This is a genomic window from Occultella kanbiaonis, from assembly GCF_009708215.1.
Classification (GTDB): Bacteria; Actinomycetota; Actinomycetes; order Actinomycetales; family Beutenbergiaceae; genus Occultella; species Occultella kanbiaonis.
This window is the reverse complement of record NZ_CP046175.1, coordinates 1,094,285-1,107,563: the sequence shown is the minus strand read 5'-3', so window position 1 is coordinate 1,107,563 and position 13,279 is coordinate 1,094,285. Positions and strand designations below refer to the sequence as shown.

Sequence of the window (13,279 nt, the reverse complement as noted above, 5' to 3'; positions counted from 1 at the left end):
GCCGACCATGAATATCGGCGTGATCGGCCTGGGCACCATGGGTGCGCCGATGGCCGGGCACCTGCTCTCCGCCCGACGCGAGGACGGCCGGCTGCTCGTGACGGCGCGCCGCCCTGGGTCGGCGGCCGAACTCCTCCAGGCGGGCGCGGACTGGGCGCCGACCCCCGCGGCCCTCGCCGCCGAGTGCGCCGTCATCGTCACCGTGCTGCCGGACCTGCCCGAGTTGCGGGACGTGCTGGAGGGTCCGGACGGCCTGCTCGCGGGGCGCACCGGTGACCTTCTGCTCGTGGTCTGCTCGACCTCGTCGCCCGACGGCATCCGCACCCTGGCCGGCGACCTCACCGAGCGCACGGGTGGCGCCGTGCGGGTGGTCGATGCCCCCGTCAGTGGCGGCCGGGAGGGTGCCGTCGCCGGGGCGCTGTCGATCCTCGTCGGCGGCGCGGACGAGGACGCCGCGACCGTAGTGGACCTGCTCGCCGCGTGCGGGCGGGCCGTCCACCTGGGCCCACTCGGCTCGGGCCAGGTGGCCAAGGCGTGCAACCAGCTGATCGTCGCGGCCACGACGGTGGCGCTCGCGGAGGCGGCGGTGATCGCCGAGCGCTCCGGCCTCGATCTGGCCGCGCTGTTCAGCGTCCTCGGCGGTGGTTACGCCGGCAGCAGGCTCCTCGACGTGAAGGGCCCGAGGTTCGTCGCCCACGATCACGAGCCCGCGAGCGCGGCGCACCTGATGATCAAGGACCTCGACTTCGCCCAGGCGCAGGGACGGCTGACCGGCGGCCCGACCGAGCACGCGCAGTTCCTCCAGCAGGTGTTCGCCGGCGTCGTGGCCGCGGGACTGGGCGACCTGGACTCGTCGGTGGTGCAGCGCTACCTCGAGGAGCGGTCCGCCTCGTGAGCGGGATTCTCGTCGCGCTGGGCACGATGACGGTGATCGCCTTCATCGGCTGGATCCTCGGCACCACCAAGGTCCTCGGACCGAGCGCCCAGCTCGTGCTCGCGAAGCTTGTGTTCACGGTCGCGACGCCGTCGCTGCTGCTCACCACGATCGCCGAGACGGACCTGGGTCTGCTGTTCACCTCCAGCGCGCTCACCACTGTCCTGGCCACGTTGATCGTTGCGGCCGGTGCGGGCGCGATCCTCAGGTTCGTGCTGCACCGCAGCACCGGGGAGGCGACGGTCGGCGCGTTGTCGAGCTCCTACCTGAACGCCGGCAACCTCGGCCTGCCACTCGCCGTGTACGTGCTCGGCACCGCCGTACCGGTGGTGCCGGTGCTCCTGGTGCAGCTGCTCGTGCTGGCGCCGGTGGCGTTCGCGATCCTGGACACCCGGCCCGCGGGCAGTGCCTCCCGACGCCAGCTCATCCTGCGCCCGCTGACGAACCCGGTCACCATCGCCGCCGGCCTCGGCATCGTGCTCGCGGTGCTGCCGTGGTCACCTCCCGAGTTCGTCCTGGAGCCGTTCCGGCTCGTCGGGGCAGCGGCCGCGCCGCTCGCCCTGATCACGCTCGGGCTGTCCCTGGTCGGGTCGAAGAAGGGCTCCGGCGCGGCCGAGCGGCCGGTCGCCACGCGCGCTCCGCTGCCCGATCTGATCGTGGTCACCGGAATGCGCGCCGTGGTGCACCCCCTGATCGCCTTCGGGATCGCCGCAGCACTCTCGCTCAGCCCCGACCAGACCCTCGCGGTGGTCCTGATGGCCTCACTCCCGACGGCGCAGAACGTCTTGGTCTATGCCCTCCAGTACGGGCAGGGGCAGGCGATCGCGCGGGACGCACAGCTGGTCACCACGGTGCTGTCGCTGCCGGTCATGATCGTGGTCGTCGCCCTGATGCACTGACGTAGGCGGCGAGCAGGTCCCGCGCGGAGTTCTCCCAGTCCAGACCGAGCGCGCGCTCTCGGCCGGCCCGCCCGAGGCCGGCGCCGAGCCCCGGCTCGGTGAGGATCCGCTCGACCGCGACGGCCCAGTCACCCGGGTCCCGGGTGGGCACGAGGAGACCGGTGACGCCGTCGACCACCGCCTCGGCGAGCCCGCCGGCGCCCGCGGCGGCCACCACCGGCACCCCGGACGCGGAGGCCTCGAGGGCCACCAGGCCATAGGTCTCGGAGTGGGACACCACCAGGACTGCCCGTGCGGTACGCATCAGGCTCGCCAGATCGGCCCGGTGCTGCGCCCCGGCGAACTGCACGAGCCCGGCGACACCGCGATCCCGGGCCAGCGCGCGCAGCCGCTCGGCGTAGGCGGCGGTGTCACTGGCCGCGTCGCCGGCGATCACGAGCAGCGGACGAGGTTCGGGCAGCAGCGCGAGGGTCTCGATGGCCAGGTCGATGCCCTTGAGCGGGTGCAGCCGGCCGGCCACGAGCAGATGCCCCGGCTCCTGGTGCTGCGCACCGGCGTCCTCGTGGTGGCGCAGGTCCGGGTGGAACAGGTTGTTGTCCACGCCGGGTCCGACGATCACCACCCGGCCGGGCTCGCCCCCGAGGCGCTCCGTGACCGTCCGTGCCTCGGCGGCACTGATCGCGACCACCAGGTCGGACTCACGCGCGAGCATCGCCTCCCCCGCGAGGCGCCCGGGCGACTCGGGCCGCTCCCCCGCCGACAGCGGGGTGGCCTCCGGGGCTGCGATCGAGTGGAAGCTCTGCACGTGCGGTACGCCCAGGCTCCGGGCGACCGAGAGCGCCGCGATCCCGGAGAACCAGTGGTGGGAGTGGATGAGGTCGTAGCCCACGGGCCGAGCCAGCCGGCCCAGCGCGGCGCCGAACTCCGCCATGACGTCCTCGTGGGCGCCCTTCGGCAGCGGTTCGGGCGGCCCTGCGTCGAGGAACCGCAGGGTCAGGTGCGGGCTCGGCGTCGACTGCTCCGGCTGGCCGGGGTCGGATCGCCGGGTGATCACATCGACCCGGTGCCCGAGCGCGGCGAGTGCCTGCGCCTGCTGCCAGACGACGACGTTCATCCCGCCCGCGTCACCCGCACCCGGCTCCGTGGCCGGTGAGGTGTGCAGGCAGACGAGCGCCAACCGCAGAGGTGACATCTGCACACGGTAGTGCGCGATCCGGGAGCGGCGCCTCGCCGACCGTCACCGTCTCGACCCCGGTGATCCGATAGGCTGCCGAACGTGCTGACGCGTCGCGTGTATCCGAACGGCTCTGGTGTGAGCCGTTCGCCCGCGCGCCCCTGACGTAGTCGGCCAGCCACCCCAGAGTCACAGGTGAGGACCACATGGTCCTCACCTTTCGTCGTCTCTGAGCGAGTGGCTGCATCGGTCCTCGCTCGAGCGCACCATCGAGGAGGAACCACATGAACGACAGCCAAGCCGTGCTCACGCATCTGGGACGGACGACCGACCAGATCTTCGGCCGTACCGATCTGATCGATCGACTCGCATCGGGGCGGCCGATGCGGATCAAGTTCGGCGTCGACTGCACGGCACCCGACCTGCATCTGGGCCACGCGGTGAACCTCTGGATGATGCGGTACCTGCAGGACCTCGGCCACGTCGTCGTGTTCCTGCTCGGCGACACCACCACCCGGATCGGCGACCCGACGGGCCGCAACCAGACCCGGCCGGTCCTCACCCCGGACGAGATCGAGACCAACGCCCAGGCGTTCCTGAGGCAGGTCACCATGGTGCTCCGCGACGACCCGGAGGTGCTCGAGATCCGCCGCAACTCCGAGTGGTTCGGCTCGATGTCCATCGCCGACCTGGTGGGCGAGCTCGGCCTCGTCACCCACGCACAGCTCATCGCCCGCGACATGTTCAAGGCACGCATCCGCGAGGGTCAGGAGATCGGCGTCCACGAGCTGATCTACCCGGTGCTGCAGGGCTACGACAGTGTCGCGCTCGGTTCCGACCTGACGATCGTCGGCTCGGACCAGCTGTTCAACGAGACCGTCGGCCGTGACCTGCAGACCAAGCACGGCCAGCGCCCGCAGACCGTCATCACCAGCACCATCACCCCCGGGCTGGACGGTGGCGCGAAGCAGTCGAAGTCACTGAACAACTACGTCGCCCTGGCGCACTCCCCGTCCGAGAAGTTCGGACGGCTGATGACGCTCCAGGACGACCTGATCGGCGCCTGGGCGCGCGTCTACACGGACCTGCCCGACGCCGTCGTGAAGGATCTCGAGAGCCGAGCGCGGCAGGGCGGGGCGAGCAGCCGCGATGCGAAGCTCGACCTCGCCGAGGCGATCGTGGCTCGCTACCACGGCTCGGTCGCGGGCGGCCGGGCGCGGGCGGAGTTCACGCGCGTGTTCTCGGGCCACGGACTGCCCGACGGCGTCCCCCACCTCACCGTGCCGCCCACCAGTGCGGTGCTCGAGATCGTCCTGGCCGCCCGACCGGAACTGTCTCGCAACGCCGCCCGACGTCTGATCGCCGACGGCGCCGTGTCCCTCGACTCGGCGCCGCTGCGGGACGGCGATGCGCGCCCGGCGATCTCGCCCGGCGCCATCCTGAAGGTCGGCCGCCGGAACTGGTTCGAGGTGGTGGTCGGCCCATGAGGCGAGATCGGGCGCCGCGCCGGATCGACCGTCGCGGTCAGGTGTCGGCTGCCACGCGCCGGCGGCCGTACTCCGCGAGCGCGACATCGAGGTCGGCCTCGGTGAAGGCGGGCCACATCTTGGGCGAGAAGACGATCTCGGCACGGGCGGCCTGCCACGGGAAGAAGCCCGAGATCCGGCGTTCACCGCTGGTGCGGATGACCAGATCGATGTCCCGCACCGGCCCGCCCGGCATCCGCTCCCCGATCGCCTCGACCAGGCCGGCGCCGTCCAGCTCCGCGGCACCGTCCGCGAGTGCGGCACGGACGCCGGCGACGATGTCCGCGTGCGGGTCGTAGCCGATGGCGAGCGTGAGATGGCCCGCCCGTCCGCGGCTGCTCTCGACGGCGCGGCGCAGTGCTCGGCGCGCCCCTGGCGACAACAGGGCGAGGTCGCCGGAGAGGTGGACCTGCCAGTGCCGCGTCCGCTCGATGGTGGCCGGAAGCACGGACTCGATGAGTTCGAAGAGGTAGCCGACCTCTGCGGTCGAACGCTTCCGGATGTTGTCGGCCGAGAGGACGAACACGCTGACGTGGTCGACGCCACGCGTCCTGAGCCAGTCCAGGACCTCACCGAGATGGTCGGCGCCGGCCCGGTGGCCGACGCTCGGGGCCTGGCCGATCGCCTTGGCCCAGCGCCGGTTCCCGTCCATGACGATGCCGACGTGCCGAGGGCGGATCGGCTCCGGTACGGCGTCGACCCCGACGTCGCGCGATCGCCACCAGGGTCTGCCCGCTGTCCTCACCATCCCAGTATCGGCCGGGATCGGATCGTCCGCGTGCTCGACACCGCGTCGACCGCTACAGCTCCCGGTGGTGTTCGGTCGTCTCGAACCGCCCGTCCGACTCCACGATCACCACCGACATCGCCGTGGTCGCCCAGGACTGATGCATCTCGCCGGCCTCCCAGATGACGAGCTGGCCGGCGGACAACGGGACCCGCACACCGTCGGTGTCCGCCACCTCGCCGGCGCCGGCGATCACGGCGAACACCTGCGACTTCGTGGCGCGATGCACACCGATCGTGCCACCCGCCTCGACCGTGGCCAGGTGCACGCTCGTCTCGGCTGCGCCGGCAACCCGGGGCAGGAAGTCCATCTCTACGCCGGCACTCCCGAAGGCCTCGATGGTGCGCCGTGGCAACTCGAACCTGCGCATGTCAGCGCTCCGCGGTCAGGGTCAGCTCGCGAGCGAGGGCGTAGCGCTCCCGCAGCCCGGGCGTCGCTCCATCGGCGCTGTAGGTCTGCTCCCCCGCGAGCGGCCAGCGCGGCGCCTCGTCCTCGTCGAGCAGCACCCACGCGGCCTGGCGGGCCGCGCCGTCGGCCACGTACTCACCCGGCTTCGGCACGGTCACGTCCAGGCCCAGCACGCTCGGCGCGATCCGCCGGACCGCCTCGGACTGGGCGGCGCCACCGATCAGGACGATCCGGTCGACCTCGGCGTCCTGGCCGCGCAGGGCGTCCAGTCCGTCCGCGAGGCCGCAGAGCAGGCCCTCGACGGCGGCACGGGCCAGGTGCGCGGGCGTCGTGTTCCCGAGGCGCACGCCGTGTATCGCGCCGGTGGCGTCCGGCTTGTTCGGGGTGCGCTCGCCCTCGAAATAGGGCACCAGGACCAGGCCGTCCGACCCGGCCGGTGCGCTCAGCGCGAGTTCGGCGAACTCACGGTGAGGCCGCCCGAGCAGGGCACCCATCGCATCCAGTACCCGACTGCCGTTGAGGGTGGCCGTGAGCGGCAGGAACAGGCCCGTCGCATCGGCGAACCCGGAGACAAGACCGGACGCGTCCGCCGTCGGGGTCTGCGACACGGCGCTGACGACGCCGGAGGTGCCGATCGAGATCGCGACGTCACCCCGGCCCAGCCCGAGGCCGAGCGCGGCGCCGGCGTTGTCCCCGGCGCCCGCGCCGAGCACCAGGCCGTCGCGGCTGCGCGCCTGCTCGCTGGGGCCGATCACGGCGGGTACGCCGATCCGGCGCCCGAACGCACGCTCGAGCAGATCGAAGCGGTACGCGTTCCGGGCGGCATCGAAGTAGCCGGTCCCGGAGGCGTCCGAGCGGTCCGTGGTGAGGCGGCTCAGGCCGTCGGTGCCCGGCCCGTCCCCGGCCAGGCGCCACGTCAGCCAGTCGTGCGGCAGCGCGACGGCCTCGACCCGGGCAGCGTTCTCCGGCTCGTGCTCGGCGAGCCAGCGCAGCTTCGTGATCGTGTACGAGGCGACCGGCACGCTGCCGGTCGCCTCGGCCCACGCCCGCTCCCCCGAGCCCGGCGTGCCGTCGCTCAGTTCGGCGATCAGGTCAAGGGCTGCCTGCGCGCTGCGGGTGTCGTTCCACAGCAGCGCAGGACGGACCACGGCGCCATCGGCGTCGAGTGCGACCATGCCGTGCTGCTGGCCGCCGACCGAGACCGCCTCGACGTCGTCGAGGCCGCCCGCGGCGCCGATCGCAACCTGGAGGGCGTCCCACCAGGCCTCAGGATCCACCTCGGTGCCGTCCGGGTGCGGCGCGGAACCGAAGCGCACCAGCGCTCCGGTCCGCGCGTCCCGGATGACCACCTTGCACGACTGGGTGGAGGAGTCCACCCCGGCCACGAGCTGCTGCGACGTCGACGTCATGGGTCTACACCTAGCCGATGAGGTGCTGGATCGCCAACTGGTTCAACCGGACGAAGGCATACTCACGCTCACCGGCGGCATCGGCGTCGTAGTCCTCGAACGCGGTCCGGTCGGCGAGCAGGTCCGCCACGCTCTCGCCCTCGCCAAGGGTGCTCTCGGACAGCTCGAGCACACCGGAGGTCACGAACGCCTCCTGCACGGCCGGGTCCGCCCGGTAGGCCTTCGCCTTCTCGGCGAGCAGCAGGTAGGTCTCCATGTTCGCCCTGGCGGAGTCCCAGACGCCCTCGAGCCCCTCGGTGCGGGACGGCTTGTAGTCGTAGTGGCGGGGACCGTCGTAGGTGGGTCCGCCGCCCGGGAAGCCGTTCTCGAGCAGGTCCACGGTGAAGAACGCGGAGAGCAGGTCGCCGTGACCGAACACCAGGTCCTGGTCGTACTTGATGGACCGCTGCCCGTTCAGGTCGATGTGGAAGAGCTTGCCGGACCACAGCGCCTGGCCGAGGCCGTGGGTGTAGTTCAGCCCCGCCATCTGCTCGTGCCCGGTCTCGGGGTTCAGGCCAACGATGTCCCCGTGCTCGAGCTCGGCGATGAAGCCGAGCGCGTGGCCCACGGTGGGCAGCAGGATGTCTCCGCGCGGCTCGTTCGGCTTCGGCTCAAGGGCGATCCGGAGGCCGTAGCCCTTCTCCTTGATGTACGCAGCCACGATGTCGACGCTCTCCCGGTACCGGTTCAGGGCCGCGTTGACGTCCTTGACGCCGTCGTACTCGCTACCCTCGCGCCCGCCCCACATCACGAACGTGGACGCACCGAGGGAAGCCGCCAGGTCAACGTTGCGGAGCACCTTGCGCAGCGCGAACCGGCGCACGGACCGGTCGTTGGAGGTGAAACCGCCGTCCTTGAACACCGGGTGGCTGAACAGGTTCGTGGTGACCATCTCGATCACGAGGCCGGCTTCGTCGGTGGTCTTCTTGAAGTCGGTCAGGATCTGCTCGCGGGTGGCGTCGTCGCTGCCGAACGGGACCACGTCGTCGTCGTGGAACGTGATGCCCCAGGCGCCGACCTCGGCCAGCTTCGTCGCGTACTCGCGCGGGTCGAGGGCGGGGCGGGTGGCTTCGCCGAACTGGTCGCGGGCCGTCCAGCCGACCGTCCAGAGGCCGAACGAGAACTTGTCATCAGCAGTGGGCGTGCGCACCATCGCGGGGCTCCTTGGTCTGGGTGGAACTCGGATTTGTTGTGCTGCTGAACTTATCCATCGATTCGGTTAGGGTCAAGCCATGCGAGGCAACGGCGGACGAGGCGGCGGCGCCGTGCGCCAGGAGACGCTGCGTGAACACAACCTGTCCCTGATCGCCCGGACCGTGATGAGTGCGCCGACCCCGCCGTCCCGAGCCGACGTGGCCACGGCGACCGGCCTGACCAGGGCGACGGTCTCGCGGCTGGTCACCGAACTCATCGAGGGTGGGCTCGTCGCCGAGGACGCGCCACTGACGGCCGGCCTCGCCGGGCGACCGGCCATCCCGCTGCGGCCAGCCCCCGGCACGGTCGGCGCCCTCGGCCTCGAGGTGAACATCGACTACCTGGGCGCCCGGGTCCTCGACCTGTCCGGGACCGTGCTCGGTGAGGCGACGCGCGAGCGGGACCTGCGCGGGTCGGATCCGGCGCAGGTGCTCGCCGAACTGGGGGCCCTGGGAACCGAGGCGGTGGCCACGGCGGGCGGCACCAGACTGGCCGGAACGGGCCTGGCCCTGCCGGGCCTGCTGCGCGGCGGCGTGCTGCTGCGGGCACCGAACCTCGGCTGGACGGACGTCACCCCGGCAGACCTGCTCGGCGCACCGATCCCGGGCGGGCGCCTGCACCTGGGCAACGAGGCCAGGTTCGCGGCCGGCGCCGAACTGGCCGCGGGCTCCGGGGGCGACTCGTTCCTGTACCTGTCGGGCAGCGTGGGCATCGGCGCCGCGATCGTGCACGGCGGCGAGTTCTTCGCCGGCGAGCACGGCTGGAGTGGCGAGCTCGGGCACGTCTGCGTGGATCCGACCGGCCCGGCGTGCCGGTGCGGCGCGACGGGATGCCTGGAGACCTACGCAGGAACCGCGGCCCTGCTCAGCCGCGCCGGCCTGCCCGACGACGCGCGCCCGCCGGACCTGGTTGCCGCCCTCGCGGCGGGCGATCCGGCCGCGCGCGGCGCCGTCGACGCCGCGGCACGCGCACTCGGGACCGCCGTCGGGGCCTTCATCAACCTCGTCGACGTCTCGGAGGTGGTGCTGGGCAACACTTTCGCCCCGCTGACCGAGCACCTCCGGCCCGAGCTCGAGCGGGAACTCTCCGTGCGCGTACTGGCCGCGCCGTGGGCACCGGCGCAGGTACGTGCGTCGGTCGCGGGCGACCGACCCGCACTCACCGGCGCGGCCCGTGCCGCGCTCGCCACCGTGATCGAGGACCCGAGCGCCTGGCTCGCCTCCGCCTGAGAACACCGCGGGCATCCACCCCGGTACGGATCCCGGCAGCGTCGTGCCGTCAGTCCACCGGGAGCGGGAACCCGTCGTAGTACACCCTGATCCGACGCAGGCCCGCCGACCCCTCGCGCAGGGCGGCCTCTCGCCCGGACCCCGCTGAGGTGTGCCGGTCGATCACCTCCTGGACCTCCCGGTTCAGGGCGGCAAGTTCGGACGCCGTGAGGACGGCGGTCGTGGACTGCTCCAGGGACGCCACCACCCACTCCTGCGGGGCGGCGTCGTCGGAGAGCCAGGTCTGCAGGGTCGCCGCCTGGTCCTCCACGATCGCCGAACGCAGGATCGCCTGCACCGGCCCAGCGCCCTCGTTGGTGCGCTGCATGCTGAACGAGGCGGCGCGCCACCAGCGTTCCCGTCCCTTGCCGAGGCTGGTGTCCTCCTCGACGAGTCCGTGCCGCTCGAGTTGGCGCAGGTGATAGCTGGTCTGGGCGGTGTTCTCGCCCAGCCGCTCGGCCAGGCGGGTGGCAGTGGCCGGGCCGCCGTTCGAGAGCACCGAGAACATCCGGAGCCGGAGCGGGTGTGCGAACGCCTTCATCGCCGCGGCGTCCAGTCGCGGCTCATGTGCGAGTTCCTCCATGCCCTTGCCCTCCCGTGCCCATGCTCGCTAGAGTTCCAGAGATTTCTCTGCATAAATTCCTCTGCATCGCTTTCTCTACTCAGTCTACGAGGAGCACCACCGTGACAGCATCGCTCGGCACCTCGCCGAAGACCCTCGAGCCACTGGGGCGCCGGTTCGTCGCCCTCTTCGCCTCAACGGCCTCCTCCAACCTGGCCGACGGGATCCTGCTGGTGGCCGTGCCACTGATCGGGCTCGGGCTGACCACCTCACCGCTACGGATCTCGCTGCTGTCCGCCGCGACCTGGCTGCCCTGGCTGCTGCTCGGCCTGTACGCGGGTGCGCTGATCGATCGCGGCGATCGGCGGCGGATCATGCTCGTGGCGATGGCGCTACGGATGGTGGTGCTCGCCCTGGCGACCGGCGCCGCGCTCGCCGGTGCGCTGACCATGCCGGTGCTGCTCGGCCTGCTGCTCGTGTTCGGCGCCGCCGAAGTGTTCGCGGACACTGCTGCGGGCACACTCATCCCGGCCGTGACACCGCGTTCACGCCTGGCATCCGGGAACGGCCGGCTGCTCGGCGTCCAACAGGTCGCGAACCAGTTCGTCGGCGCGCCGCTCGGCGGCTTCCTGCTCACGGCCGGGCCGGCCTGGGCATTCGGCGTGCCGGGGCTGCTCTGTGGCATCGCGATCGCCTGCATCGGCCTCGGTCTGCGGGGCTCGTACCGGGCGGGCGATCATGTGGGCGGTGCCCGCGTGTCGGAGCCGGCGGCCCGCGGACCCAAGGATGCGGCGCCCGCGGAGTCGATGGGTGCACGGATCCGGGCGGGCCTGCACTACCTGCTCGCTCACCCGGTCCTGCGACCGCTGGTGATCACCGGGGCCGCGATGAACCTTGCGAACACCGCCTACTTCGCCGTGTTCGTGCTGTGGCTCGTCGGGCCGACCTCGGCCGTCGGCCTCAGCGAGCAGATGTACGCGATCCTCATCACCACCGTGGCGATCGGGGCCGTGCTCGGCTCGGTGCTGGCCGAGCACCTGCTCGGACGGATCACCGAGACGCGGCTGCTCGCGATCGTCTGGATCGTCAACTCGGCGCTGCTCGCCGTGCCAGTGCTGCTGCCGAACGCGTGGGCGATCGGCACCGCGTTCGTGGTGATCGGTTTCACGAACATGGTCGGCAACGTGATCACCCGGGCCATGCGCCAGCGCCTGATCCCGGACGTCATGCTCGGGCGGGTCGGCGGGGCCTCGGCCACCCTCATGTACGGCACGATGCCGGTCGGCGCCCTGCTCGGCGGCGCGGTCGGGGAGGCGTTCGGGCTGCCCGCCGTGTTCCTCGGCGCGGTCGCGGTGTGTCTGATCTTCGTCGCCTACGCGATAGCCCGGGTCACACCGGCCGTGGTGGCGCGGGCCGACGCGGACCGGGCCGCCCTGGAGGACGCCGCCGTCGGCACCGGCGACTGACGAGCACCGTGTCCGGGTGGGCGTGGTCCACTGGCCGCCATGCACGTTCGCCCCGCCACCACCGCCGATGTCGAGACGTCCCGGGGCAGGTTCGACGACCTGCTGCCCGACCGGTGGCGCGGCGGGAACAACCGGCGTTCCTTCGTCGCCGTCGATCCGGACGGACGGGTGCTCGGCCACTGCCGCGGGATCGACAACGACTTCCACCCGGCCTCCCGCGTGCTCGTGCTCGAGGTGCTGCCCGACGTGGAGCAGGTGCCCGGTCCCGAACCGGGTGGCAGCTGGACCGCCATCGTCGCGATCGGCGTGCCCGGTGGCCGAGTCCCCGTTCCGCTGCCGTGCGACCTCCTCCCCGAAGGGGCCGCCTGGATCCGCCGCATGGCCCAGCCGGGCAGTTGACCGCCGCGGTTCGGATCCGAGACCGAACGGGCGCGGATCCGAGACCGAGCGCGCGACTGTGCGGCACATCCGGTCAATGGGCCGCACAACCGCACGCTCGCAAGTCCGGCGCCCGGGCACCTCCCCCACGAGGGTCGTGAAAGCGCTTACCCTGGTGTCATGCCCTCGGTCACCCTCAGCGACGTCGCCCGCGAGGCCGGCGTCTCCCTCGCGACCGCCTCGCGCGCCATCAACGGCAGCGCCAACCGCACGGTCCGGCCCGAGCTGCGGGAGCGGGTGCTCGCGGCGGCCGCGGCGCTGCACTACTCACCGGACGCGAACGCACAGGCGATGGCCCGCGGCCGCACCACCACGATCGGTCTGATCGTGCACGACATCGCGGACCCGTACTTCTCCTCGATCGCCTCCGGCGTCACCGCCGCCGCCGAGCAGGCCGGGCTGATGGTCACCCTCGCGAGCACCGGCCACGACCCGGAGCGCGAGATCGCCTTCATCGAGGTGCTCCAGAGCCAGCGGGCGCGGGCCATCGTGATGGCCGGCGGCCGGACCGACGACGAGGCCGTCAACGACCGCCTCCGCGCCGCCCTCGCCGCCTACCGTGCCGGCGGTGGTGCGGTCGCCATGATCGGCCAGCCGCTGTTCGACGTGGACACGGTCGTGATCGAGAACGCCGCCGGGGCCGCGGACCTGGCGGGGGCGCTGCACGGAGCCGGCTACCGCCGGTTCGCGGCCCTCGCCGGCCCGGCCGGCCACCTCACCGCTCGGGACCGGTTGGACGGGTTCGTGGCCGGCCTGGCCGGCCACGACGCCACCCTGGCCCCCGACCACATCGTGCGCTCGGCGTTCACCCGCGACGGCGGCTACGAGGGCATGCGCCAACTGCTTGAGTCGGGCGCCGCCGTCGACGTGGTCTTCGCCGTCAACGACGTGATGGCCGTCGGCGCCATGGCGGCCGCACGCGATGCGGGAGTCGCGGTCGGCACCGGGATCGGGATCGCCGGCTTCGACGACATCGTCACGCTGCGCGACCTGACGCCGTCACTGACCACGGTGCGGGTGCCGCTCCTCGAGGTCGGGACCGCCGCCACCGAACTGACCCTGGCCGAGCCGGCGCCCGAGCCCCGCGTCCAGCAGGTGGCGAGCACCGTGGTCCTGCGCGACTCCACACCGCCGCGGAACTGATCCCGCGCGCTGCGGCACGCAGAGCACCCCGG

General features: G+C 72.3%; 13 protein-coding genes. 7 read left to right on the top strand and 6 right to left on the bottom strand.

Annotation, left to right across the window (positions count from 1 at the left end; translation table 11 throughout):
* Window positions 1-7 precede the first annotated feature (7 nt).
* A complete protein-coding gene (locus GKS42_RS04805) occupies window positions 8-895 on the top strand; it encodes an NAD(P)-dependent oxidoreductase (protein ID WP_154792820.1) in 888 nt (295 codons plus the stop codon).
* Window positions 892-1,833 carry an AEC family transporter gene (locus tag GKS42_RS04800; protein ID WP_154792819.1) on the top strand — a complete coding sequence of 314 codons (942 nt, stop codon included), beginning with the start codon at window positions 892-894 and terminating at the stop codon, window positions 1,831-1,833. The genes GKS42_RS04805 and GKS42_RS04800 overlap by 4 nt, the downstream gene beginning before the upstream one ends.
* Here the strand turns inward: GKS42_RS04800 and GKS42_RS04795 are convergent.
* Window positions 1,802-3,025: a glycosyltransferase gene (locus GKS42_RS04795; protein ID WP_154792818.1), complete on the bottom strand. Its 1,224-nt coding sequence runs from the start codon at window positions 3,023-3,025 to the stop codon at window positions 1,802-1,804. The two genes, GKS42_RS04800 and GKS42_RS04795, sit on opposite strands and share 32 nt — an antisense overlap.
* 266 nt (window positions 3,026-3,291) lie before the next feature.
* Here GKS42_RS04795 and tyrS point away from each other — a divergent pair, with 266 nt between their 5' ends.
* The gene (tyrS, locus tag GKS42_RS04790; RefSeq protein WP_154792817.1) at window positions 3,292-4,494 is read left to right on the top strand and encodes a tyrosine--tRNA ligase; all 1,203 of its coding nucleotides are present in this window, start codon (window positions 3,292-3,294) and stop codon (window positions 4,492-4,494) included.
* Between the two features lie 37 nt (window positions 4,495-4,531).
* On the opposite strand, the gene uppS is transcribed toward tyrS, so the two are convergent.
* Genes uppS through xylA form a run of 4 tightly spaced genes read right to left on the bottom strand, consistent with a single transcriptional unit; the run spans window position 4,532 to window position 8,329 of the window.
* Window positions 4,532-5,281: a polyprenyl diphosphate synthase gene (gene uppS, locus GKS42_RS04785; protein ID WP_154792816.1), complete on the bottom strand. Its 750-nt coding sequence runs from the start codon at window positions 5,279-5,281 to the stop codon at window positions 4,532-4,534.
* Window positions 5,282-5,333: 52 nt separating this feature from the next.
* A complete protein-coding gene (locus tag GKS42_RS04780; protein ID WP_154792815.1) occupies window positions 5,334-5,690 on the bottom strand; it encodes a cupin domain-containing protein in 357 nt (118 codons plus the stop codon).
* Window position 5,691: 1 nt separating this feature from the next.
* A complete protein-coding gene (locus GKS42_RS04775) occupies window positions 5,692-7,137 on the bottom strand; it encodes a xylulokinase (protein WP_154792814.1) in 1,446 nt (481 codons plus the stop codon).
* Between the two features lie 10 nt (window positions 7,138-7,147).
* Entirely contained in the window at window positions 7,148-8,329 is a 1,182-nt protein-coding gene (gene xylA, locus GKS42_RS04770) for a xylose isomerase (protein WP_154792813.1), read from the bottom strand.
* A 79-nt stretch (window positions 8,330-8,408) separates the two neighbouring features.
* Between xylA and GKS42_RS04765 the strand changes: the two genes are divergently transcribed.
* Window positions 8,409-9,599 (top strand): ROK family transcriptional regulator, encoded by a 1,191-nt coding sequence (locus tag GKS42_RS04765; protein ID WP_154792812.1) that lies wholly within the window; start codon window positions 8,409-8,411, stop codon window positions 9,597-9,599.
* A gap of 49 nt (window positions 9,600-9,648) precedes the next feature.
* On the opposite strand, the gene GKS42_RS04760 is transcribed toward GKS42_RS04765, so the two are convergent.
* Window positions 9,649-10,221 (bottom strand): ArsR/SmtB family transcription factor, encoded by a 573-nt coding sequence (locus GKS42_RS04760; protein WP_154792811.1) that lies wholly within the window; start codon window positions 10,219-10,221, stop codon window positions 9,649-9,651.
* Window positions 10,222-10,322: 101 nt separating this feature from the next.
* On the opposite strand from GKS42_RS04760, the gene GKS42_RS04755 reads away from it, so the two are divergent.
* The 3 genes from GKS42_RS04755 (at window position 10,323) to GKS42_RS04745 (ending at window position 13,247) form a co-directional block, all read left to right on the top strand.
* The gene (locus GKS42_RS04755) at window positions 10,323-11,666 is read left to right on the top strand and encodes an MFS transporter (protein ID WP_168217759.1); all 1,344 of its coding nucleotides are present in this window, start codon (window positions 10,323-10,325) and stop codon (window positions 11,664-11,666) included.
* 39 nt (window positions 11,667-11,705) lie between these two features.
* Window positions 11,706-12,065 (top strand): hypothetical protein, encoded by a 360-nt coding sequence (locus tag GKS42_RS04750; protein WP_154792809.1) that lies wholly within the window; start codon window positions 11,706-11,708, stop codon window positions 12,063-12,065.
* Between the two features lie 159 nt (window positions 12,066-12,224).
* Window positions 12,225-13,247: a LacI family DNA-binding transcriptional regulator gene (locus GKS42_RS04745; RefSeq protein ID WP_154792808.1), complete on the top strand. Its 1,023-nt coding sequence runs from the start codon at window positions 12,225-12,227 to the stop codon at window positions 13,245-13,247.
* Window positions 13,248-13,279 lie beyond the last annotated feature (32 nt).

What these genes read in the sequence shown, in the direction of transcription:
- GKS42_RS04805 (WP_154792820.1), top strand. Translation starts at nt 8, where the DNA reads ATGAATATCGGCGTGATCGGCCTGGGCACCATGGGTGCGCCGATGGCC.
- GKS42_RS04795 (WP_154792818.1), bottom strand. Translation starts at nt 3,025, where the DNA reads ATGTCACCTCTGCGGTTGGCGCTCGTCTGCCTGCACACCTCACCGGCC.
- tyrS (WP_154792817.1), top strand. Translation starts at nt 3,292, where the DNA reads ATGAACGACAGCCAAGCCGTGCTCACGCATCTGGGACGGACGACCGAC.
- uppS (WP_154792816.1), bottom strand. Translation starts at nt 5,281, where the DNA reads ATGGTGAGGACAGCGGGCAGACCCTGGTGGCGATCGCGCGACGTCGGG.
- GKS42_RS04780 (WP_154792815.1), bottom strand. Translation starts at nt 5,690, where the DNA reads ATGCGCAGGTTCGAGTTGCCACGGCGCACCATCGAGGCCTTCGGGAGT.
- GKS42_RS04775 (WP_154792814.1), bottom strand. Translation starts at nt 7,137, where the DNA reads ATGACGTCGACGTCGCAGCAGCTCGTGGCCGGGGTGGACTCCTCCACC.
- xylA (WP_154792813.1), bottom strand. Translation starts at nt 8,329, where the DNA reads ATGGTGCGCACGCCCACTGCTGATGACAAGTTCTCGTTCGGCCTCTGG.
- GKS42_RS04765 (WP_154792812.1), top strand. Translation starts at nt 8,409, where the DNA reads ATGCGAGGCAACGGCGGACGAGGCGGCGGCGCCGTGCGCCAGGAGACG.
- GKS42_RS04760 (WP_154792811.1), bottom strand. Translation starts at nt 10,221, where the DNA reads ATGGAGGAACTCGCACATGAGCCGCGACTGGACGCCGCGGCGATGAAG.
- GKS42_RS04750 (WP_154792809.1), top strand. Translation starts at nt 11,706, where the DNA reads ATGCACGTTCGCCCCGCCACCACCGCCGATGTCGAGACGTCCCGGGGC.
- GKS42_RS04745 (WP_154792808.1), top strand. Translation starts at nt 12,225, where the DNA reads ATGCCCTCGGTCACCCTCAGCGACGTCGCCCGCGAGGCCGGCGTCTCC.